This is a genomic window from Streptomyces sp. NBC_00370, assembly GCF_036084755.1.
In the GTDB taxonomy this organism is placed as follows: Bacteria; Actinomycetota; Actinomycetes; order Streptomycetales; family Streptomycetaceae; genus Streptomyces.
In genome coordinates this window covers 1-22,250 of the sequence record NZ_CP107968.1, presented here as the reverse complement: position 1 = coordinate 22,250, position 22,250 = coordinate 1, and the positions used below count along the sequence as shown (strand labels likewise).

The following is a 22,250-nucleotide window of genomic DNA, read 5'->3' as shown; positions in this document are numbered from 1 at the left end:
CCGCCGAACGGGGGCTGCTCATTCAGTCCGCGCGCCGCCCGCGTCGCTTCCCGGCCCCACGCCTGGTAACGCCTGTTATCATGAGGGTATGGCGAAGACACAGCTAGGCGCGCGCGTCGACAGCGAGATCAAGCAACTGGCGGAGGCCCGGGCCAGGGACCGCGGCCTGAGCCTCGGCGAATACATCGCTGTCCTCGTGCACGAAGACAGCGAAGGGCTACGGCAGCGGGGCTTGGCCGCCGCAGAGCGGTTCCTCGCCGAGCACCAGAACGTCTTCGACGAAGCCGAAGACGTTGACTGCCGCCCCCCCGGAGCGCACGCCGCCTGATGGACCTGCACATTGATGTTCCCTGGATCTTGCAGGTCGCGGAGATCGCGGGGGCGGCTGATCCCGCCCCCGACGACTATGGGGTTCCGGTGGCTGCCGTCGCCGCTCACCGGGCCGAGTTGCTGGATCAGCCCATTTACGGCGGCCCCTACGCCTGCGCTGCCGCCCTGATTCACATCCTCGGCCGCTGCCGGTGGCTGGAGCGCTCCAACTTGGCCGTGGCCGCTGCAACGGGCGTGATGTATCTGGAGGCTGCCGGGATCCCCGTCAAGCCCGCTAAGGAGGACGCCATCGCCCTGCGCGACCTGCTGCGAGACCCCGCCTGCACCGCAGCGAGGATCGCCGCCCTGCTGCGCGACTGGCCTAGGCCCACCTGATCTCCCAGCCGGGCTCACCTACTGGCCAGGCCGGTTGCAGGGAGAGCGTGTTGTTGGTCGGCCTTGCCCGGTTGGCCGCTCTCGAAGGAAGCCGAGGCACGCCGCCCCGGTCAATCCTGCTGACGGGCTGGACTAGAAGAGGAACGGGTCGTCTTGGTCCCCGTGCTCCTGGTCCTCGCCGAACAGGCCGATCTGCCGGGCGCGTGCAGCGGCACGAGGTCCAACGATCAGGGGCAGGACACCAAAGAGCCGGGGTGCTCCCGGCGCATCCCTGGCTCGTCATGTCGAAAAACCCGCCCCATGCCCAGCCGTCCGGCAACCGGACCCGCGGCGATGAGCCGGTGACAGAACGGGCATTCCACGCGCGGCATCATGCCCACCAGTCACCCCGCTGCTGGCGGGCCGTTGCCGAGCCGGGTTGGGTTTTGCCTCCCCATGCCCACGCCACGAGGGCGGCACACAAGCGCAGTCGTCTGCCGCACGGTTCATTCATCTCCGCGGATGACCGGAACCTGTCGGGCCGCACAACCCCTCGGAACGCAGTCGCTGACCCACTCTTCGTGTCGGCCGCCGGGCGCGACGCCGGGTTCTTCGGATCGGCACGCCGATTCCTGGCCTTCATCTGCTTCTTCGCGGCTCGCTCGACGGCGCCTCCTGCGGGTTCGGTCAGGAGCGTTCGACCGGCGGAGGTGAACCGGTGAGTGAGAACTCGCTGCTGGACGCCGGAGCGTTCTCTCCGCGCGGGTGAGGTTGAACCGGCCCCGGTGCGATGGCTGGCGGGTCATCTGGGCGTGGGATGGGGATGGGATCCTCGCGTAGCTGCGTTCGTCGGTCGGGGGTTTCGTTCTCAGGGGCGTGGTGTGTACTGTCCGCGTCGCGACGGCGGTGCCCGGGGCCGACCATTGCGGCCCGACCGCGAGTCCGACCATGGCCGTCACCGCCCCGACCGTGGAGTGGTGACCGGTCAAGGTGCTGCGGATGATGTCTTGGGCGGTGTCGTGGAGCGAGGGTGCCGGGAGGACGGAATCGCGGATGTGTGTGGTTCACGGCGGAGCTCGGTCCGGCTGGCTGTTCTGGCTGAGAAGGCAGGCGCGCGGGGGTGTCGTGTCTTTGCGTACGTGGGCAAGGCCGCATTCTGCGTACCGACCGCTCAGTACCGGCAGCCCGCCCCGGCCAATGGGCGGCCAGGGGGTCTCGCGGGAAGAGACTGCGCGTCGATCGATGACCGTTGCGCATCGTGCTGGCGTGACTCCGGCCTGTGCGCAGTCGGGATATGGGCGGCTGACCTGGGATGCGCAATCGATGCGCAGGGAGGGATTGTCAGTGCGCACCGACGGGCAGTGCGCACCGACGGGCAGTGCGCATCGTGCTGGCGTGACTCCGGCGGCCTGTGCGCAGTCGGGATGCGGGCGTCTGACCTGGGATGCGCAATCGATGCGCAGCTCCCATACCGGGTGTGTGCATCCGGTTGCATCAGGGTGCGTGCACCGCACCTTGTAATCTGCGCACCACCGTATGGCCGGTGTGCCGGCTGCGCAGGGCACGGGGCCCCGGGAGCGGACGGGGAGCCATTCGTGGGGCCTCTGCTACGGAGACTGCGCAGCGAGTGCCACGTGTCCGGGATGGCCCCGAGCAGTTCGGCGGCCAGGCGTGAGCCGATGTCCTGCGACTGCCTGGACGGCCTGACGGCGAGTTCGCACAGTCCCATGAGGCGGACACCGTCGGCACGAGCGGGACCGGGGGTGTCCAACAGTAGGTCGGGGCCCTACCAGTACTCGGGTGTGCAGAGGACGTGTAGCCGAAGCCGCTCATCGTGCCGCATGGGTACCCGGCGACCAGCGTGAAGCCTCCGAATCGGAGGCGGTTGGTCATCTGCGGGCCCGGCCGCACTTCCTCTGCCTGACCAGGGTGGGGCGCTCGTGCAGCGGCGCCAGTACTGTGCCGGATACTCGACCGGCTGAGCGCGTAGCGAGTCGGGACCAGCGACGCCCGCACTTCGTGGGACTGGTCGCTGACCGAGACGACGGCGGCCGTCGGGTCCGGATCAGATCCGTCACACCGCCGACTTCGCCCGGCCCGCCCGGTGTTGGGTGGCCGGCAGTGACGGGAAGCCGCCGCGGGCGTCGACCGCGTACGAGCGGGCCCGGGTCGCGTGCCGCGCCGTCCGGGACGCGATCCGCACGGTCCGCGCAGCGGTGACCGTGCCCGACACCGTCGACGATCCCGACCATGAGTCCGACCACGGGGCCGACCACAGCCGTCACCACCCCGACCATGAGTCCGACCACGGGCCCGACCACAGCCGTCACCACCCCGACCAAGAGTCCGACCACGGCCAGGGCCAAGATGTGGTGCCGGGGCAAAGGGATGCGCCCGCCGCGTAGAGCGCCGCAGAAGCCTCGGACGATGCCGTGGTACGTGGCGCGGGGGAGGACAGGGCGACGGATCCCGCGACGTGGATGCGCTCCCGGAGAGCCTTGCCCGGTTGGCCGCTTTCGCGAAGGAAGCCGACGCGCGTCGCGGCGCGCGGGCAGCAGAGCCCACCCGGCGCACCGACGGATCCCCAGCAACGCCAGCCCAGCCCCGGCCAAGGGTCCGCACCAGGAGTGCGCAGGTAGGGGGTGCCGGTGCGCACCGACGACCGTGCGCACCGGCAGGGATGACCCGGGCAGAACGTGCGCATTCGAGACTTCGGTGTCTGACCCGGGATGCGCACCCAGGTGCGCAGTCACCGCACCGGGGTGCGCGCGCCGCCCCTCCTGATGCGCGCACCACCGCATCGCCGTGCGCACCGGCGGTGCACGGCGCGGAGCTTCTGGAAGGGCGGCGCCATGGAACGAGGTGCCGGGGGGAGTACACGCCGTGTTCCTCAACTCCGTTTCTCGCGGGCTGGTTTGTACCTAGAGTCGTTGAGAGCTGTGCTGACCGAGTTGTCCGATCTCATCACCCGGGGGAAATGCTCATGCGTACTATCGTTCGTGTGTCCGCTGGCCTGCTGGCTGCCGCCGCGCTCACGGTTGGGTTCATGCCCGGCGCTTCCGCTGCAGAGTCCACCGGTACCACCCAGTTCACCACCCTCTGCGTGGGCGGCTGCGCCCAGTAGGACGCTCCGCACCGAATAGTCACCTGAGGGAACTGAGGGGCCCGGGTTCGCTGCAGCACCGCGCGCACTGGATATTTCCGGCCACCGCCTGCCGCTCTCGCCGTGCCGGCGGTGGCGCCATAGCCTGATGAGTCTCGGGGCCTGACGTGGAGGTCAGCTATGCCCCTCACCGTCACGGACAGCTCGATCAGCCGCTCCCAAAATCGCGCGATCTCCGCCTTCGGTTCCTCGGTGTAGCGGGGGCTGTCGGGGAATTCGGGCCGGTAGTGGTCGCTGTAGAGCTTCTTGTCGCCGCTCCAGCCGGGGGCGGGGTTCGTCCGAAGAACACCCCGGGGTTCATCGTGCTGCCCCGGCGCCCGGGTATTTCCAGCGCGGGACGTTAAGGTCCTGGCTGTGCCCACAGGTGGAGGCGTGCACCGACAGGTTAGGCCGTATTGAGGTGAGAAAGCCTTGCTAAGCTGGGGGGCGACGGAGAACGTATCGTGAGGAGTCATAGACGTGGTGGGTGACGACGACATCTCCGGGTGAGACCCGGATCTGACGGCCACCGGCTGGCGCTTGGAAGCGTTGCTGAGGTGGTCGGCTTCGTCGTACCCCCTTTTCCACGTCTGCCCGAGGCAGAGGTCTCTCGCTCTGTTCTCAGTACCTTTGAGGTCACTCCTATGTCTGACGCCGCTCTCGTCTGCTCGAATGTCTCTTTCGCCTGGCCCGACGACACCTCCGTTTTCCACGAGCTGTCCTTCTCCATGCTGCCCGGCCGTACGGGTCTGGTCGCGCCCAACGGCTCGGGCAAGAGCACCCTGCTCAAGCTGATCGCCGGTGAGCTGAAGCCCGCCACTGGCTCGGTGTCGGTGAACGGCACACTCGGTTACCTCCCGCAGACCCTGCCCTTGACCAGCGACCTCACCGTCGCCGAGGTGCTCGGCGTCGCCGCGATCATCCGGGCCATCGACGCGGTGGAGTCCGGCGATGTCGACGAGAAGCATTTCGTGACCATCGGTGAGGACTGGGACATCGAGGAGCGCACCCGCGCTCAGCTCGAGCGCCTGGGCCTGGCGGACCTCGCCCTGGACCGCAACCTGGGCACGCTCAGCGGCGGCCAGGTGGTCTCCCTGGGCCTGGCTGCCCAGTTGCTCAAGCTCCCCGACGTCCTCCTGCTCGACGAGCCGACCAACAACCTCGACGTCCAGGCCCGCCACAGGCTCTACGACGTACTGTCGGACTTCAATGGCTGTCTGCTCCTGGTCAGCCACGACCGTGCGCTGCTTGACCGCATGGGGCGCATCGCCGAACTCGGCAGCGACGAACTGCGCCTGCACGGCGGTAACTTCACCGAGTACGAGGAGGCCGTCCGCGCCGAGCAGGAGGTCGCCGAGAAGAACGTCCGCAACGCCGAGCAGGAACTGAAGCGGGAAAAGCGCGAGTTGCAGCAGGCCCGCGAGCGCGCCGAGCGGCGCGCGAGCAATGCGGCCAAGAACTTGAAGAACGCAGGGCTACCCAAGATTTTCGCCGGCACCATGAAGCGCGGCGCGCAGGAGGCCGCAGGCAGGTCGGGCACGGTGCACGCCTCCCGGGTCACTGATGCCAAGGCCCGTCTCGACGAAGCGGGCCGGGCCATGCGCGAGGAGCTTCGGCTCACGCTGGAGCTGCCCGACACTCAGGTGCCCGGCGGCCGCAACCTGGTTTTCGGTGAGGGCATGCAGGTCCGCCTCGGGGGCAAGGACGTGTTCGCGCCCGGCGGCGTCGACCTGAGCATCCGGGGCCCCGAGCGCATCGCGCTGACCGGGCCCAACGGCGCCGGCAAGTCCACCCTGATGCGGCTGGTCAGCGGCGAACTCGCTCCCAGCAGCGGGGAGATCACGCGCAATGAGGGGAGGATCGCGTACCTCTCGCAGCGTCTGGACCTGCTGCATCTGGACTGCACGGTGGCGGAGAACTTCGCCGCGTTCGCGCCCGAGCGGCCCGAGGCGGAGCGGATGAACCTGCTTGCCCGGTTCCTCTTCCGGGGCGCGCGGGCCCATCTGCCGGTGGGTGTGCTTTCCGGCGGCGAGCGGCTGCGCGCCACTCTCGCCTGCGTGCTGTGCGGGGAGCCGGCTCCGCATCTGCTGCTGCTCGATGAGCCCACCAACAACCTCGACCTGGTCAGCGCCGGCCAGTTGGAGAGCGCGCTCAACTCCTACCAAGGCGCTTTCATGGTGGTCAGCCACGACGAGCGGTTCCTCGCCGAGATCGGGATCGGCCGGTGGCTGCGGCTGGCTGAAGGAGTACTGAAGGAGACGGCCGCGCCGGCGGAGTGAACCGCCGACGTGTGACCTGGCCCGCGCACGAGGCCATGCGCCCGGCGGGCCCACCACCGATTAGGCCAGGACGGTATCCCGTGCCCCAGCCCGCTCTGCTCGCCCACGACCTTGTCCGCGTCCTCGGCGGACGTCGCGTCATCGACGGCGTCTCGCTCACCGCATCCCCGGGTCACCGCATCGGCCTGATCGGGGAGAACGGCGTCGGCAAGTCCACCCTCCTGCGGTTGCTCGCAGGCTTGGACGAACCCGACGCGGGAAGCGTCACCCGCCCCCGCGAGCTCGGCTTCCTCCACCAGGAAATGGCGTTCGACGCGAACTTGACCCTCGCCGCCGTACTGGACGAGGCGCTGCGCGAGACACGTGAGGATCTCGCCGAGCTGGACCGGCTCGGCGAGGAGTTGGCCGGCGTCCCCGAGGACGACCCCGGCCACCAGGAACTCCTCGATTCCTACGGCAGATGTCTCGAACGAGCCCAGGACCGGGAGTCATGGGACGCCGACCGCCGTGCCGCGCTTGTCCTGGACGGCCTCGGCCTCGGCGCCTTCGGCCACGACCGGCGCCTCGGCTCGCTGTCCGGGGGGCAGCGCGGCCGGCTGGCCCTGGCCGCGCTGCTGGTCCGGCGGCCCTTCGCGCTGCTCCTGGACGAGCCGACCAACCACCTCGACGACGAGGCCGCCGCCTTTCTTGAGGGGCAGGTCCGGTCACTGCCCGGCACCGTGGTGCTCGCGAGCCACGACCGGGCGTTTCTCGACGCCGTCAGCACCGACCTGATCGACCTCGACCCGGCATTGGACGGACCTGTCCGCTACGGCGGCAACTACAGCGCGTACCTGTCCGCGAAGCACGCCGAGCGGCAGCGCTGGGAGCGGCGGTACGCCGAGGAGCAGGAGGAACTTGAAAAACTGCGCGAGTCGGCAGGAGTGTCCGCCCACCGGGTGGCCCCGGACCGGGGCCGCGTCGACAACGAGAAGATGGGGTACGGCCACCGTGCCGGCCGAGTGCAGCAGACGGTCTCCCGCCGGGTGCGCAACGCTGTCCGGCGGTTGGAGGAGCTGGAGCGCACCCGGGTCGCCGAGCCGCCTCGCCCCCTGCGATTCGTCGCCGGGGACCTCGCGAGGGGAGCCGAGGAAAGCACAGAACCGCTGGTGGGACTGCGAAACGTACGGGTGCCGGGCCGGTTGGCGCTGGACAGCCTCAATGTGATGGCGGCCGATCGGCTCTTGGTCACCGGCGGCAACGGGGCTGGCAAATCGACGCTGCTCGCCGTCCTCGCCGGACGGCTCCCCGCCGAGGGCGAGGTGTACATGCGGCGGTTCCTGACGGTGGGGCTCCTCACCCAGGACACGGTGTTCGAACGGCCGGGGCGTACGGTTCGCGACACCTACGAACTGTCGCTCGGGCAGGCGCGGGCGCAGAGCGTGCCGCTGGCTTCGCTCGGCCTGATGCAGGAGACGGACCTGGACAAGCCGGTCGGCCAGTTGTCCGTGGGGCAGCGGCGCCGCTTGGCGCTGTCGCTCCTGGTGGCCCACCCGCCCCACGTGCTGTTGCTCGACGAGCCCACGAACCACCTCTCCCCCCGCCTGTGCGACGAACTGGAAGAAGCGCTCGGCACCGGACCAGGCGCCATTGTGGTCGCCAGCCACGACCGCTGGCTGCGCCGGCGGTGGCAGGGCCGAGAAGTACGACTGGATTCTGAGCCGGGCCGGCGGACGAGCAACGTCCGAACTCGCTGACGGTCGATGCGGACAACAACGGCTGCAACACCCAGGCACTTAGCGCAGCGGCATCAGATCTGGGCGAGGCCGCCGTCGACGGGCAGGTCGGAGCCGGTTGTGTAGGCGGAGTCGGGACCGGCGAGGTAGAGGGCGGCGCGGGCGGCTTCGTCGGCGGTGCCCATACGGCGCATCGGCACGGTGGCGGTGACGTAGTCCTCCATGGCTTGGGCCATGGCGGGATCAGCCATCGTCGTCAGCGGGGTGCGGATGGGCCCGGGGCTGAGGGAGTTGACGCGGATACCGCGGGCGAGGAGGTCGGGGTCCGCCGCGAAGGTGCGGGCCATGCTGGTCACGGCCGCCTTGGTCAGGGTGTAGAGGGGGTCGCCGAGGGTGCCGCGGCTGTGGGCGGCGGATGAGGTGAGAACGACCGAGGCGTTGTCGTGGAGCAGATCCAGGAACCTGGCGACGGTGAAGAAGGTGCTCTTGACGTTCGTGTTGATGTACTGGTCGAAGGCTTTCTCGTCGGTCTCGCGTAGCTCGGGAGTGTGCGCGGCGCCGGCGTTGGCGAAGACCACGTCGAGGTAGCCGTGCCGGTCCTCGACCGCCTGCACGAGGCGGTCGATGCCGTTGAGTGTGGACAGGTCAGCGGTCACCGTCAGGGCGCCGGGCAGAGCGGCCGCCGCCCGCTGGAGTTTTGCGCTGTCGCGGGCAGCCAGGACGAGCTGGGCACCGTGCCGGTGGAAGAGGTGGGCGGTCGCGAGGCCGATGCCGCTGCTGCCGCCGGTGATGAGAGCGACCTTGCCGTCGAGTTTGCGCTGCTCGTTCATGAGGAGCCTCCTACTGGTGTCGCGGATGGATGATTGGCTGTGGTGGAGGGCGCTCGGCGGCCCCGCACGAAGGCCGGCCGGCGAAAACGGATTCGGCGCTACCGCCGCCGCCGATGATGCGGGTCGCATCGATCAGGCCTTGTTTCTCTTGGCACGGGTGGATCCGCCGCTCGTGTCGGGCAGTTGCTGTGCGCGCCGCAGGGCGTCAGTCGGAGTCCGGCCTCGGGGGTGCGGCGGCGTAGGCGGTACGGAGGTGGGCAGCGATCAGCTCCAGGGAGCGCCGTGCCACGTCGGCCGGTTTGCCGTGGGTGAATCCGTGGTCGCTCTCGGGGAAGCTCTCGTGGGTGACGGCGACTCCACTGGCGGCCAATCGCCGGGCGAAGCAGTCGCTCTCCGGGGCCATCGCGTCGAGCGTGCCCGTCATGACGAGGGTCGGGGGAAAGCCGGCCAGGTCGTCGTCAAGGGCGGGAGAGGCCAGTGGTTCGCGTCGGGCGGCCGGATCGGCGAAGTAGGTGTTGTACATGAGCCGGATGAGCCAGGGGGCCACGGCCGGGTGCTTGGCCGGCGAGGTGCGGTGGCCGGGAGGCAGGGTCATGTCGGTGGCGCCGTAACCGCTGACCAGGGCCACCGGCAGGGGAGTGCCCGCATCCCGGGCCTGCTGGCAGATGTTGACGGCGAGTTTCGAGCCGGCGCTCAGGCCCCCGACGGCCAGGCGTGCGCTGTCCCAGCCGAAGTCCTTGCCGTGCAGGCGAATCCACTCCGCGATGTCGTAGGCCTGGTGTTCGGCGACCGGATACCGGACGGCGGGCGCCGTGTCGTAGTTGACGCTGACCACGACGGCATGCGCGGCGTCGGCGACGAAGCGGCACACGTGGTCGTCCTGCTCCGGTGCGCGCACGATGAACGCGCCGCCGTGGAAGTGCACGTACACCGGTGGCGGGACGAGCTGGTCCGCGGTGGGGGGCCGGTAGACCAGGCACGTTACGGAGCCGTGCCGGCTGGGGACCTGGATCTGAGTGGGTGCGCCGCCCGCGGGCGCGAGGGCCTGGATTTCCCTCGGTGCGGCTCCGAACAGCGGGAAGGCTGTCCGGAGCAGGCGGGCTCCGGCTCGGGCGCCGGGTGTGACCGGGACGGTGGGCATGGGCGGTTCTCCTTCGTGAGCGGATGGCGCCGACGGGTGGTCCCGGAGGGCTGAGGGCGGGGCGTCGGTGCCGGGGGGCGTCCGCAAGGTCGTTTCTCCCGCCCGGAGGGCCGGGCGCGGCCTCGCGGATACGGCCTCTAGTACTCGGGGGCCTCGATCGTGCCTTCGGCGACTTGGACCATCTCTTCGGACAGCGGCTTCTCGTGCATCGCGATGGAGAGGACGAAGGCCAGTGCCATGAAGGGGACGGTCCACAGGAAGACGGTGTGGAAGGCGTGGACCGTATGGGCGAGGCCGGTGCCGTGGCTGAGCTGGGCGGTGAGGATCGCGCCGAAGAGCGCTCCGCCGAAGGCTCCGCCGATGCTTTTGAAGAAGTTCAGCGCGCCGGTGGCGACGCCGAGGTACTTGTAGTCGACGGCGTTCTGGCCGGCGAGCAGGGACACCTGGACGAAGAGGCCGATGCCGGCGCCGGCGAAGAACAGCGGGACGATCAGAGCCAGTGCGCCGGTGTTCTGGTCGGCTCCGCTGATGAACCACATCGCGACGCCGGTCAGTACGGCTCCGATGACGGGGTAGATCTTGTAGCGCCCGGTCTTGGAGATGGCGGGGCCGGAGACCATGGCTGCGATGACGAGGCCCACGAGCAGCGGGATCACGAACAGGCCGGCGGTGAAGGCGGACCGGTGCTGGACGGACTGCAGGAACATGGGCACGTAGAGCATGCCGACGAAGAGCACCAGCGTGGCGATGAGGAACTGCGCCGAGGCGAGGTTGAAGACGCTGGAGCGGAAGAGGTGCAGCGGCGTGATGGGCTCGGCGGCCCGGCGCTCGACGAGCACGTACACGGCCAGGGACACCACGCTCAGCGCGATCAGGCCGATGATCGTCGGCGAGCCCCATGCGTACTGGCTGCCACCCCAGTTGGTGAAGAGCAGCACAGCGGTGGTGAAGACAGCGGCGAGAAGGCCGCCCACGATGTCGACGCGGCCGGTGGACCGGGGCCGGGGCAGGTGGAGCTTGGCGGCGACCGCGGCGAACGCGGCCACCCCGATCGGCAGGTTGATGTAGAAGATCCATCGCCACGACAGGGCGTCGGAGAAGAGGCCGCCGAGCAGGGGGCCGGCGATCAGGGCCAGGGTGGCGACCATGCCCGTCACGGCCTGGTACTTGGCGCGCTGCCGTGCCGGCACCAGGTCGCCGGTGATCGCCATGACCAGCGAGTTGAGGCCGCCGCCACCGATGCCCTGCAGCGCGCGGAAGAAGATCAGCAAGGTCAGGTTCCCGGCGGCGCCGCACAGCAGTGAGCCGATGAGGAACACCGCGATGGAGAACTGGAAGATTTTCTTGCGGCCGTACATGTCGCCGAGCTTGCCGAAGATCAGCGTGGTGATCGCGCTGGTCAGCAGATAGGCGGTGACGATCCACGAGGAGCCCGACAGGTTGTGCAGGTCCCGGCCGATGCTGGGCAGCGCGGTCGCCACGATCGTCTGGTCCAGGTTCGAGATGAAGAGGACCAGCATCAGCGGAACCATCAGCAGCAGCACACCGCGGCCGGCCTTGCCGGTCCTGGTCCGGGTGCCATCGGCGTCCTTGGGAGCAGTCCTGAGGGACATGACCCACCTCCTGGAATGAGTAGTAAGTTACTCGCAAAGGTAAGTCAGTCACTTTATCGAGTCAAGTGCAGAGGTGCGTGATGCGCTTTTTAGGGTCGCGTTCGGATCTGTTCCTGTCGGCGCCACCGGCCGGCCGACTGCTGCGTACCCGGGAGCGGTCCACCGACTGGGAAGTGAGGAGAGGGTGCCGGTTGAGCTGACTGCTGAGCCGCAGGCGCGGCGGCTTAGCGTGCGCGAGGCCCCTTCGACGGCGATGCCGTTCCGCGGTGCTCGTACGGAGGTGCCTTCCGCCGATGCGGCGCAAGAGCGGATGCCCGGTCCACCGGTGTGGGCGGGGCGAGGAGGCTGGCGTCCGCGCTCGCAGTCGCGGTCTCCGGATCAGCCGGATCGGTGGGCGGCACAACGCCCTGTACGGCCGGGGGGTTGCGGCACGGGGGAGGCCGCAGGCGAAGGCTTGCCCAGCGCGGACAGTGCGGCACCTGGGGGAGGGGTGCGACGCGTGAGTCTCACCTGCGCCGCCGTTCGTACGGGGCAAAGAGGTGCGACGCAACCGGACGGGGCGCCCCCTCCTCAATGGGCGGGGCCTTCCGACGTCTCCCTGAGGGCTTCTTCGAGATCGATCCGCCTCATGACCGTGCGCACCGCCTGACCGTCCGCGTGCCCTTTTGCTATCGCATCCACGAGGCTCGAGCGCTGGGCGTCGAGATCGCGGCGTGGGCCGGCCGCCGTGTCCGCGGCGTGCGCGATGGCCAGCGCCCGGTCGACGGCCTCGGCCTCCTGCCGCTCGTCCGCCGTGGTGTCGATGCGGAGGAGCCGCGTCATCACGCGCAAGGTGGAGCCCTGGAGCAGAAGCGTCCCCGTGACGACGATGAACGCGACGAACTGGATCACGGCCCGGTGGGGGAACGGGCTTCCGTCGTGCGTGGTGAGCGGAATGCCGGACGCTGCCGCGAGAGTGACGATCCCTCTCATGCCCGTCCAGCCTACGAGCAGGGTCTCCCGGGCACCGAGGGCCTCAGTGCTTTGGAGGGGCTCCCGTTTCTGCCGGTGCCGCCGACCGCGCATGCGCGGAAAGAGATGGCCGGTGATGTCCCGGCCGATTCGCTGTACGCGTACTTCCAGCGCCCAGCGTGCGAAGAGCAGCGACACCCAGACCAGACGTACGGCGATGACGACGAACAGCAGCGCCAGGCCGAGCACGGCAACGCTGGACATGGACTGACCCGAATGATCCAGGTCCTCCAAGGTGAAACGCAGCCGGAACCCGATGTATCCGAAGACGAGGGCTTCCAGCAGCGTGTCCAACACCGGCCAGACGTCGTGCTCCAGCAAGCGCACATGATGGGCGATGTTGGTTCCGGAGTTGCGGAGCGCGTAGTCGGTGCGGGCGCTGACTGTGAAGCCGGCGAAGACGACGGCCAGAACGCCGGAAGCGTGGAACTGCTCGGCCGCTGCGTAAGCGGCGAACGGCAGGGTGACCCCAAAGGCCGCAGACAGGGTCGAGTCCAACAGTCGGGCTCTGATCCAGCTCATAGCCAGGCCGAGCAGGATGCCGGTGGAGACTCCCGCCACGACCGCGTAGCCGAAGAGCAGGACGGGATTACTGATGAAAGTCTCGTCGTGCCCCACCGCAGCGACGGCGCTCGCCAGGACCGCCAGGGAAGCAGCGTCATTGATCAGGCTCTCACCGGTGAGGATGTCGATCACCCGTCGGGGCAGCCCCATCGCGCGCCCGTGGGCGACGGCCGTGACCGTGTCGGGCGGGGAAACGACGGCTGCGAGGACCAAGGCGGACGCAAGGCCCAGGGAGGGGAGCAGCCACGAGGCGGTGACGCCCGCGACGAGCGTAGTGACGGCCACGAGACCGACTCCCAGTCCCAGGATCGGACGCAGGTTGCGGACAAAGGTGAAGAAGGAAAACCTGACGGACGCCGAGTACAGCAGCGGCGGCACGACCAGGCCCAGGATCAGTTCAGGCGCCAGGTCGACCTCGGGAATGCCGGGCAGGAACGAGGCGCCGCCGGCCACCGCCACGACCACGAGGTTGGCTTGGAAGTCGCGTCCCCGGGTGACGCTCGACATCACCAGGAGGGCGCCCATGGCCAGCAGAACGATGTCAATGCCACTCATCAAGGACCTTTGTGGTTGACCCGGGGATGAGCGGTCCGGGTCGCGGCAGCGGGCGGCGGCGGGGTACTCAGTCTCCCGTGGGCTCTGGGCGTATCGCGTAGTCGGCAAGACCCTGGCCGAGATGCTCGGCGGCTTCGCCGATCCAGCGGATTAGTGTGTCGGTGCGTTCGGCTTCAGGACTCGCCTTCACGCGTTCGAGGATCTCGGGTGAGGTGATCAGACGCAGCAGGCCGATGAGCTGCGTGGCTGCGAGCCGTGCCCGCGGGTCGCCCGGTGCCACGCCGGTCTCCTCCGCGAGGACCGGGGCCAGCGCGATCTCGTACCGCTCGAAGAGTAGGAGCAGGCGGGCGTGGAGCGACGCGACCCGCCCGACGGCCTGGTGGTAGCCCTCCAGCCCCGAGCCGCCGTCCTGTCGGGCGAGATCCTGGAGGAAGTCACGTACGGCCGCCAGGGCCGACTGGCCGGGCAGCCGCACGCGGATCGCGTCGATGAGCGCGTCGCGCAGCAGATGCTCGTCCGCGAAGACAAGATCTTCTTTGGAGTCGAAATACGTGAAGAGGGTCTTGACCGACACGTTGGCCGCATCTGCGATCTGGGCCACGGTCACACCGTCGAATCCGCGCTCCTCGAACAGTCGTTCAGACGCGTCGAGGATCGCCTGTCGCGTGAGCCGCTTCTTCCGCTCACGCAGACCGACCTGCGGGGGAGTGGTTGCGTGCTGCATACCAATACCTTATTGCAAGCGAGGCAAAAAGCAACTTACTTACGATTTATAGTCGGGAGAATCCTACATAGCAACCCGAGACCGCGGACGAGCCTGCGCAGTCGTGGCACACCAGGGACGGGTGAGAGCGAATCCTGCGCCGTCGAGCACCGCACGGCCATGTCGAGACCTTCCCCGCGTGGGCGGGAACTGGTCGACTACCAGGGTGCTGGGGGACAAGAGGAGGGAGATAGCCGGCGTCAACTCCGAGCTGATCAGCTGGTCGCCCACTCGCCGCGAGCGGATCGTCGCGGCGGGTGGAGGGCATAACCGACGCCTACGCGACCAAGCACGGGCACCTGCCCGGCGAGTAGGCCAAGCCCATATTCGAACAGACATACTATCCGGGTGTGGCGACGAACGACATCCCTCAAGACCTCCTGGACGCGCAGCGCGAGGAGCCGAGGCGCCACCCGCGTCAATCGGGTGACCTGTGGCGCAGAGCCCGGAGCTGGCATGGTGGGGTGGGACGGAGGCGGATGTTCCGCCAAGGGGTGGCGGGGCCTGGGGGCGGTGGGGATGGGTATGCGAGTAGCTGTTCGCACGCTGTCCCGTACTGACCGGGGGTCCAGGGGGCGGACAGGATTCGTGGAGCAGATGCCGGTGGAGGAGCCCGAGGGACAGTGCCCGACCTTCATCCTGTCCCTGTGCATCAGGCGGGCCTAGCTCTCGATGGGGAACCCGGGATGATCGCGGCGGCCCGCCATTTCACCGCCGATTTCCTGGCGCAGCTGCTCGTGGGAGGGCCTGTGGTGTCCGCCAGGGTGAGTGGGGCGGCGGCGCTGGTGGTGAGTGATGTATGCGTTTCATGAGCGGGTATCGGCGTGCCCGCTCTCACGGCGCGGACAGCTCGGCGGAGGGAAACGATCAGGTGATGGGGCGGGTCAGGGCAGTTGGGCTAGGAGCTCGGCCGTGGTGCCGGTTTCGCCCAGGTGGGGGAAGACGTGGGTGAGGCTGTGGTCATGGTGGGCGGCGTCGCGGTCGGCCATGGCGTCGGTGATCAGGCTGACGTGGTAGCCGTGGGCGTGGGCGGTGCGTGCGGTTGATTCCACGCCCATCGTGGTGGCTATGCCAGTGAATACGAGCTGGGTGATGCCGAGATCGCGCAGGAGCGTGTGTAGGCCGGTCTCGGCGAAGGCGTCCCAGGACTGCTTGGTGATGAGGTGGTGGGCATCCGCAGTGAGGGCCGCGTCCAGAGTGTCCCATCCTTCGGGTGGGGTGCCGTGGCTGTTTTGGTTGCGGTTGTGCTCGGTGCGTCCGTGGGGCTGGCCGGTGGTGCGTACGAGGATGACGGGCAGTTCGCGGGCGCGGAAGGCATCGGCTACGTGTGTGGTGCGGGCCAGGACTTCGCCGGTCGTATGGGGCTGGGTGCCGATGCTCATGACGAGCTGCTGGAGGTCGATGACGACCAGGGCGGCGCGGGCATCGAGGGTGGTGAGGCTCATGCGGTGGGGGCCTTTCGGGCGTGGGGCTTTCGCAGGTTGGGGTCGAGCAAGGTAAGCGCGGCGAAGACGACGGCCAATGTCAACAGGACCAGGGCGATGTCGTGCATGCCGGTGGTGGAGGCCCTGTCGCCGAGCAGGGCTCCGTTGGCGGCGGAGGAGATGATGGCGCCGAAGTAGAGGAAGGTGCGCAGCAGTCCGGCGGAGCTGGCGGTGCGGTCGGCGGGTGCGGTCTGGTAAAGGGCGTTCTGGTTGGCGAGGTTGATCAGGCCGTTGGGTATGCCGACGGCGAGGGAGACCACGATGAGAAGCCAGATCGAGCTGTCAGGTCCGCACAGCAGCATCAGCCCCGCGGCCACCAGTTGGGTGACGCCGCCGACAGCGAGCTTGCCGCGGATCTGTGGGGACCTGCCGGTGAGCAGCGTCAGTGCCAGGGCGAGGACGGACATGGGCATCAGCAGCAGCCCGGCGTGGGAGGCGGACAGCTGCGCGCCTTCCTGGAGCCACTGGGTGAACCCGTACAGGAACGAGTACTGGAAGATGCCGGAGATCAGCGCGCGGGCGTAGACGAGTGACAAGCCCGGGGTGGCGTGGAGCAGCCGCACGTCGATGAACGGATCGTGCGCGCGCAGCTCCCGGAGGGTAAACGCGGTCGCGGCGACGGCGGCAACTGCCGGCAGGTAGGCGCGACTGGTGCTGGGCTCGACGAAGAACCACAGGAGGGTCACGACGGTGACGGCGAAGCTGGCGATGCCGACGAGATCGAGGTCCAGCGCCCTGCTGCGGGTGGTGTTCTCCTTGGGCAAGATGAGCGCGCCCAGGATGAGGCAGGCCAGTGCCAGGGGGACGTTGATGGCGAAGACCGCACGCCAGCCGCCCAGGCCGACCAGGAGTCCACCGATGGTGGGGCCCAGCACGACGGTGGTCTGCCCCGCGAGGGACAACACGGAAAGTGCTGCGGCGGGGGTTTCCAGGCCCTTGCGGTCGGCCTCGTAGCGGATCAGGTGCATGGAGGCCGGATAGCCCGCGCACGTGGCCAGGCCCAGGACGATGCGGACGGCGATCAGCATGCCGAGGTTCGGAGCGAATGCGCCCAGCAGTCCGGCCAGGCCAGCGAGCGAGGTCGCGATCAAGAAGACGCGGCGAGCCCCGAAAGTGTCGACCAGGCGGCCCACGACAGGCTGGCCGATCGAGGTGGCCAGGTACAGGCCGGATACCAGCCAGGCCGTGGCTGATGGGCCGACACCGAAGTAGCGGCCGATCGGCGCCAGCGTCACGGCGATCATCGTCGACGTGATCGGATTCAGGACTGAGCCGAGCACCAGGGGCGCGTACAGACGACGGTTGAAACGAGCCTGATCAGCCCTGGGGGGAGTGGTGGCGGGGGCAGACATGTATAGGGGCCGCCTCCTTTCCTGAAGAAGGGGCGTATTCAGTCCTCGAAGAGGCGGTCAAGGAGGGCGAATGCCTCGCGCAGGCGGGTGCGCTCCTCGTCGCTGTAGCGGTCCTGGAGGGCCTCGGCCAGCCACTCGCGGCGCGCAGATCGGTCCCCCTCAACCTGTTGGCGGCCCGTCTCGGTCAGATCGATGACCCGACGGCGCCCGTCCGTAGGATGCGGCCGACGCTCGATCAGACCCTGCTCCTCCAGCGCCGACAGCTTCGTCGCCATTGACTGAGTGCGGATCTTCTCCGCAGCCGCCAGGGCCGACGCCGTAGTCGGGCCTTCCCTTTCCAGGCGCAGCATCACCGACAGCAGGCCGGGCGCGATGTCCTCGGCCGAGCGCAACTCACGCAACCGGCGCCGCAGACGACCGACCAGGCTACGCAACTCACTGGAGGCCCGGACCGCGTCCAGCGAAGTCCCTGAAGTCATGTCATGACTGTAGATCTAGTCAGCTAAAACTTGCAAGTTTTAGCTGACTAGATCTACAGTCATGTGCACTCTTCGACCGCCTTGATCGGGGAGACATGCCCTAGCTGAGGCTGCCCCGGGCCCCTGGCCGACCTGCGGCAGCGGGTTGCACCATGCGGTGCACCACCGGTTTCATCATGCGTTGCACCCCGCGACCGGCCGGTCCTGCATTCCCGCAGGTCACCACACGGTTTTCTGTGGTGAGGTCGCAGACTTCCCCCGTAGCGACCGCTTTTTTCCTCTGTGAGTTGAGGAGAGGGAGGGATGTGGTTGGCGGGCGCGGCCGGGGAACGAAGCCGCTCGCCGCTGGGGCTCCCCTGGGGCGAGCCGCCGCGCTGAGCCGGCGACGAAACGGTGGGGCATGGTCAGGGGGGCGGGGGCGTGGTCGAAGCCGCGCACCCCCCGCCATCCGCTGTCCAGGACGTCGGCCCGCCATGATTCTCGCGTCGCCGAGAGGCAGACCGTCTGCGGCTTTCCTGTTGTGCACGAGGTTGCGCTGGAAGTTGCGCCAAGGTGTTGCGGCTTGAAGTTGCACGAGGGGTTGCGCTGGGAGTTGCGCGCCGCTGCGTGCTCTCTGGATGTCCGCGGAGGTCAGCACGTGTTCTGGGTGTGGTCGGGGTGCTGACATTCCCGTTGCGGCCGCTTGTGCCCATGTACCTGTGTGAGTAGAGGAAGAGAAGGGCGGGGTGGGCGGGGCGAACCGCTGCCGGGAACCGGGCCGCACAGCGTTGTTGCGCGGCGGCGGGGCCGCCGCGCCGTCGCCGGGCGCCGATCCCCGGCAGCAGCGGGGCGGTGGGAAAAGTGTGGCCCAGTGGGCCACACGTTTGCGCCGGCAGCACGGAGCCCCGGACGCCGTCGTCCGGGGCGTCATGCACTTCGCCTGACGCCAGGTCCAACGACCAACGGCGAGCAGCGTCACGCCCAGTCCATGCCGAGTTCGGCGAGGGCGGCGAGCTGTTCGGCGGTGAGTTTGTCCCGTCTCTGTTTGGCGTTGCTCAGAAATACGCCCAGTCGTACGGGCACCGGTTCCGTCTCGCCGTCGACCGTGATCTCCAGGACGGTTCCGCGGGGTACGGGCCGCCTGCCCTCCCGTTCGACCCACTGGGCAAGGGCTGCCAGACCCCGCTGGAACGCAGCCTGCGCCTTGCTCTGGCCCTTGCCCGACCCTTTGGCAGCAGAGGTGCCTGTCGGTGCGGGAGGCGGCGCCTGGGCGGGCCTCACGCCCAGGCCGGTCAGTCGTTCCTGCTGCTCGGTCGACAACTGGGCCCAGGTGCCCGGCTTTTCCTGTCGGGCGAGCCAGCGTCCGAGGTCGTCGCCCTCGAAGCGCACGCCCGGCTCGATAGCCGGCAGGACACCGTCGGCGTCGACCAGATCCGCGAGGACCCGATAGTGGCGTTGCCAGTCCAGCGGCCAGGGGCAGCACCAGTCCGGGTCGATCGCCGCCAGCTGCTCCGCGCGCGCCGCTGCCCGCTCCGGGTCCTTTCCGAGGCCGCCTTTGCGGCGGAGGTTCGCCAGGTGCTGCCCTACCGGTACCCCCACCTCACCCGCGCTCTCACTCCCACCGTCACTCCCGCGCTCGCCCCAGACGGCGTCCTGACGGGGGGCAAGGTGTCCCATGGCCCGCCGGTAGGACCGCAGCGCGGCCAGTTTGTTCTCCCAAGCTTCGTCGCCCGGCTCCCAAACCATGCCGGCTTCCGGGGCGTCCAGCAGTTCCTTGCGCCGCGCCTCGAGCTCCCCGGCCCGCAGCGCCTTGCGCTGTGTGTGCACCCATCTGCCGAGCGGGAAATTCTTCGTCACGCCGACCTGGGTCTCGGTGTCGTAGGGGACGGCGTGAAGCCCGGTGATCTCGTTCTGTGCACGCCAGCGCAGGAGTGCCTGGTAGCCCTCCAGCCACACCAGAGACTCCGGCCGGTAGACCCGGGTGCGCAGAAAAGCCGCGATGGTCGCCGCGTCGCGGGGGCTGGAGAAGTGCAGCAGCGCCGACTCGGCAGCAGCCTGAGTGTCGTCCTGCTCCTGGTCCTCGCCGTCGCCCTCCCCGGCGACGCCGACGACCTGTCCGTCCGAGTCCCGCTTCAGGTGCGCCGTGCGCTGCCGGCTGCTACGGGACAGGGCACGGGAGGCGAGCTGCTCGACAAGGCGTTCATCATGACTGCGCAGCCCGTTCAATACAGCTACAAGGGGTGCATACGCGGCACTGGCGACCATGTCGGTGGGGTCTTCGTCGGGCTCGAGGAAGACGGGCACGATGATCCTGGCGGTCTTCTGCGTGCCGTCCGGGTTGGGCCGGAGCGCCCGGCCGATGTTCTGCACGATCTCCACCTGGGACCCACGGGTGTCGGCGAAACAGATGGCCTCCACACCTCGCTCGCCGACGATGTCGACGCCCTCGCCCAGGACTCGAACCGACGCGAGGAACGCCCGGTGCACCCGCTTGCCGTTGGCGTCGATGCCGTTGGCGAACTGGCGGATCGTCTCCCGGCGTTCGGACACGAGGTGGTCGCCGCACAGCCACGCGGACCACACCCGCTCCGGGGGCACGTGCCGGCCGGCTTCTAGTTCGTACAGTTCCGCGTCGATCGACGACGCAGGGAGCGCCTCCGCTTTCGTCAGGTCGTCGTCGGACGCCTCGGTGACGTACAGCTCCGCGGCCGTCTGAGGCAGCTTCTCCGAGAACGCGGCCGCCTCTTCAACTCTCTGGTGGAACGTCATGATTGTTTTCAGGTTCCGCGCGGCCGCGTGCTCCAGGAGTGCGGTCTGCAACAGCGCCAGGCGCCGGCCGCGCCGGGCCTCTTCCGACTCCCCGAGAACGGGGGAGGGGTCGCGGATCTCCAGGACGTCGATCTCGAACCCGGCGAGGATCTCGCGCTCGATCGCCTCGCTCAGGCCGAGTTCGGCCAGCCATGCGCCGTACGTGCCCTCCGTGTCGTCGGCCATGGTCGCGATCTCCAGCGGCTGGCCGTCCTTGCCTCTCTGCGGCCGGGGTGCGGCGAGGATGCGTGGGGTGGCGGTGAGGTAGAGCCGGAAGTCCGCCGGGATGCGGGTGTTGTCGTGAATTGCTGCCCACGGCCGCCCAAGATCACCGGCGGTTCCGTGGGCCTCATCCACGACTGCGAGGTCGAAGCCGGCCATCCGCTGCCCGTACAGCCGCTCCCCGCCCGCCAGGGCGGTCTCCAGCGGCCCGCGAACCCTCTGCTGACCCAGTGATGCATCGGGGTCTTCGCGGTCCACGAGCGAGGCGTACGTGGCGAACACGACCACTGGTCCCGATCCTGCCCACAGTGCGAGCTGGATCGGGTTGGTAGTGGTGCGCACTCCGAGCTCGTTCAGGACCGTGTCGTTCTCCAGCGAGCACACAGCGGCCATGGGAGAGCGGTGCCCCACCCACCGCCATACCTGGGCTGTTTGTACGAGCAGGTCCAGAGTCGGGACCGTCACGAGGATCCGGCCGCTCGGGAAGCATTCCAGTGCGCTGGCGGCAGCCGTGATCGTCTTACCGGACCCGGTCGCGGACACAATCGTGCCCCGTGCGCCCCGGGAGCCCGCAGTAGATCTTGCAGGGAATCCTGTCCACCTACGAATGCTCGACTTTTGGTCCAGTTGATGTGGCCGAAGAGTGATCCGGTCGTGCCCGGTATTAAACATCGCCGTTTCCTTCCTGCCGGAAAACTCCCCCTGCTTGCCACGACGGCGCATTTGAGGAGAGACCTGGGGTGGTTACGAGTTTCGCCAAAACTACATGTAGCCCCCACCGAGAGGCACCTGCAAGGACGCCGTCAGAAAATCTCAGACGACTTTCAAAGTGTCCCCCAGTCGATCACCCCAGAACATTTTTCGATTTGCTACAGAGGCCGTTCTATCCGCTACAGAGCGTGTTGACAGCGTCCTGAACTGGACCTTAAGATAATGAGAGTAAGGGCGAGCGACAACCGAGTCTCTCGCAAGCTCAAGAACCCAAGAAGAGGTGCTTGAATTATGGAATTTATTAGAGAGAGAGAAATAAATAAATGCTTGACAAGTCTTATGCAATTACTGCCGCAATCTTCACGGTCGTAGGACTGGTGTTCAATATTGTAGGTGTTTCTGGTTCAATTCCAGTTTGTTTTGATGTAATTTCGCTTGCTTTGGATGTATACCTTTTCTTTCGTATGACCAAGAAAAAGTAAAGGACTCGGAGATGGTATCACCGCGACAGGGTGGCACCATCTCCGGGACGATTGTGAGGGTGCCCCACATTTTCGCCAATGATACATGTGCATCAGATCGGTGTACGCAAGATGCCGAAACTGACACGACCAGGCAACCTCCCCTCCTAGCCAGCCTGGCCCGCGTCAGCGGGGCCCAAGACCCTGGAGACGTAATCGGAAAGGCCGTCAGGCGGGGGAGCGAAGCGGACTCGCCCAACCAGGCCGGAGCGAAGCGGAAGCCTGGTAGCGGGACGAAGTCCCGCCAGTCCGAGAGCGAAGCGAACGGACTGTCAACCGTGGTGCGCAGCACCAGGGTTGCGCGGGTGGCGAAGCCACCCGTAAGCGCTCTCGCGGAGCGGGAGCGCAACCCCCGCGCGCAGCGCGGGGGTTCGCTTGCACATCGCGCAGCGATGTG

At 68.2% G+C, this 22,250-nt stretch carries 14 protein-coding genes; 5 read left to right on the top strand and 9 right to left on the bottom strand.

Annotated elements, in window-relative coordinates:
- Positions 1–88 precede the first annotated feature (88 nt).
- From OHS57_RS00070 to OHS57_RS00050, 5 genes are all read left to right on the top strand, one after another.
- The gene (locus tag OHS57_RS00070; RefSeq protein WP_328580435.1) at positions 89–328 is read left to right on the top strand and encodes a hypothetical protein; all 240 of its coding nucleotides are present in this window, start codon (positions 89–91) and stop codon (positions 326–328) included.
- Positions 328–705 (top strand): fic family toxin-antitoxin system, toxin component, encoded by a 378-nt coding sequence (locus OHS57_RS00065; RefSeq protein WP_328580434.1) that lies wholly within the window; start codon positions 328–330, stop codon positions 703–705. Before OHS57_RS00070 ends, OHS57_RS00065 begins: the two co-directional genes overlap by 1 nt.
- 2,090 nt (positions 706–2,795) lie before the next feature.
- Positions 2,796–3,089: a hypothetical protein gene (locus OHS57_RS00060; RefSeq protein ID WP_328580433.1), complete on the top strand. Its 294-nt coding sequence runs from the start codon at positions 2,796–2,798 to the stop codon at positions 3,087–3,089.
- 1,381 nt (positions 3,090–4,470) lie between these two features.
- Complete coding sequence (locus OHS57_RS00055; protein WP_328580432.1) at positions 4,471–6,105, top strand: ABC-F family ATP-binding cassette domain-containing protein; 1,635 nt, start codon at positions 4,471–4,473, stop codon at positions 6,103–6,105.
- Positions 6,106–6,185: 80 nt separating this feature from the next.
- Positions 6,186–7,841, top strand: coding sequence for an ABC-F family ATP-binding cassette domain-containing protein (locus tag OHS57_RS00050; RefSeq protein WP_328580431.1), 1,656 nt, complete (start codon positions 6,186–6,188; stop codon positions 7,839–7,841).
- Between the two features lie 53 nt (positions 7,842–7,894).
- Here OHS57_RS00050 and OHS57_RS00045 read toward each other — a convergent pair whose 3' ends face one another.
- The 9 genes from OHS57_RS00045 to OHS57_RS00005 form a co-directional block, all read right to left on the bottom strand.
- Positions 7,895–8,650 (bottom strand): SDR family NAD(P)-dependent oxidoreductase, encoded by a 756-nt coding sequence (locus tag OHS57_RS00045; RefSeq protein ID WP_328580430.1) that lies wholly within the window; start codon positions 8,648–8,650, stop codon positions 7,895–7,897.
- A 205-nt stretch (positions 8,651–8,855) separates the two neighbouring features.
- Positions 8,856–9,791 (bottom strand): alpha/beta hydrolase fold domain-containing protein, encoded by a 936-nt coding sequence (locus OHS57_RS00040; protein WP_328580429.1) that lies wholly within the window; start codon positions 9,789–9,791, stop codon positions 8,856–8,858.
- Between the two features lie 137 nt (positions 9,792–9,928).
- Complete coding sequence (locus OHS57_RS00035; protein ID WP_328580428.1) at positions 9,929–11,404, bottom strand: MDR family MFS transporter; 1,476 nt, start codon at positions 11,402–11,404, stop codon at positions 9,929–9,931.
- Between the two features lie 570 nt (positions 11,405–11,974).
- Entirely contained in the window at positions 11,975–13,504 is a 1,530-nt protein-coding gene (locus OHS57_RS00030) for a cation:proton antiporter (RefSeq protein ID WP_328580427.1), read from the bottom strand.
- Positions 13,505–13,601: 97 nt separating this feature from the next.
- Positions 13,602–14,258 carry a TetR/AcrR family transcriptional regulator gene (locus OHS57_RS00025; protein ID WP_328580426.1) on the bottom strand — a complete coding sequence of 219 codons (657 nt, stop codon included), beginning with the start codon at positions 14,256–14,258 and terminating at the stop codon, positions 13,602–13,604.
- 923 nt (positions 14,259–15,181) lie between these two features.
- On the bottom strand, positions 15,182–15,742 hold the full coding sequence (locus OHS57_RS00020) for an isochorismatase family protein (protein ID WP_328580425.1): 561 nt from the start codon (positions 15,740–15,742) through the stop codon (positions 15,182–15,184).
- Positions 15,739–17,061 carry an MFS transporter gene (locus OHS57_RS00015; RefSeq protein ID WP_328580424.1) on the bottom strand — a complete coding sequence of 441 codons (1,323 nt, stop codon included), beginning with the start codon at positions 17,059–17,061 and terminating at the stop codon, positions 15,739–15,741. Before OHS57_RS00015 ends, OHS57_RS00020 begins: the two co-directional genes overlap by 4 nt.
- A 110-nt stretch (positions 17,062–17,171) precedes the next feature.
- Positions 17,172–17,612 carry a MarR family transcriptional regulator gene (locus tag OHS57_RS00010; RefSeq protein ID WP_328580423.1) on the bottom strand — a complete coding sequence of 147 codons (441 nt, stop codon included), beginning with the start codon at positions 17,610–17,612 and terminating at the stop codon, positions 17,172–17,174.
- 954 nt (positions 17,613–18,566) lie between these two features.
- Positions 18,567–21,293 (bottom strand): DEAD/DEAH box helicase, encoded by a 2,727-nt coding sequence (locus OHS57_RS00005; protein WP_328584977.1) that lies wholly within the window; start codon positions 21,291–21,293, stop codon positions 18,567–18,569.
- Positions 21,294–22,250: the final 957 nt, after the last annotated feature.

Excerpts from the sequence above, each read along its gene's own strand:
- OHS57_RS00005 (WP_328584977.1), bottom strand. The coding sequence starts at position 21,293 with ATGTTTAATACCGGGCACGACCGGATCACTCTTCGGCCACATCAACTG.
- OHS57_RS00020 (WP_328580425.1), bottom strand. The coding sequence starts at position 15,742 with ATGAGCCTCACCACCCTCGATGCCCGCGCCGCCCTGGTCGTCATCGAC.
- OHS57_RS00070 (WP_328580435.1), top strand. The coding sequence starts at position 89 with ATGGCGAAGACACAGCTAGGCGCGCGCGTCGACAGCGAGATCAAGCAA.
- OHS57_RS00040 (WP_328580429.1), bottom strand. The coding sequence starts at position 9,791 with ATGCCCACCGTCCCGGTCACACCCGGCGCCCGAGCCGGAGCCCGCCTG.
- OHS57_RS00045 (WP_328580430.1), bottom strand. The coding sequence starts at position 8,650 with ATGAACGAGCAGCGCAAACTCGACGGCAAGGTCGCTCTCATCACCGGC.
- OHS57_RS00010 (WP_328580423.1), bottom strand. The coding sequence starts at position 17,612 with ATGACTTCAGGGACTTCGCTGGACGCGGTCCGGGCCTCCAGTGAGTTG.
- OHS57_RS00035 (WP_328580428.1), bottom strand. The coding sequence starts at position 11,404 with ATGTCCCTCAGGACTGCTCCCAAGGACGCCGATGGCACCCGGACCAGG.
- OHS57_RS00030 (WP_328580427.1), bottom strand. The coding sequence starts at position 13,504 with ATGGGCGCCCTCCTGGTGATGTCGAGCGTCACCCGGGGACGCGACTTC.
- OHS57_RS00025 (WP_328580426.1), bottom strand. The coding sequence starts at position 14,258 with ATGCAGCACGCAACCACTCCCCCGCAGGTCGGTCTGCGTGAGCGGAAG.
- OHS57_RS00055 (WP_328580432.1), top strand. The coding sequence starts at position 4,471 with ATGTCTGACGCCGCTCTCGTCTGCTCGAATGTCTCTTTCGCCTGGCCC.
- OHS57_RS00065 (WP_328580434.1), top strand. The coding sequence starts at position 328 with ATGGACCTGCACATTGATGTTCCCTGGATCTTGCAGGTCGCGGAGATC.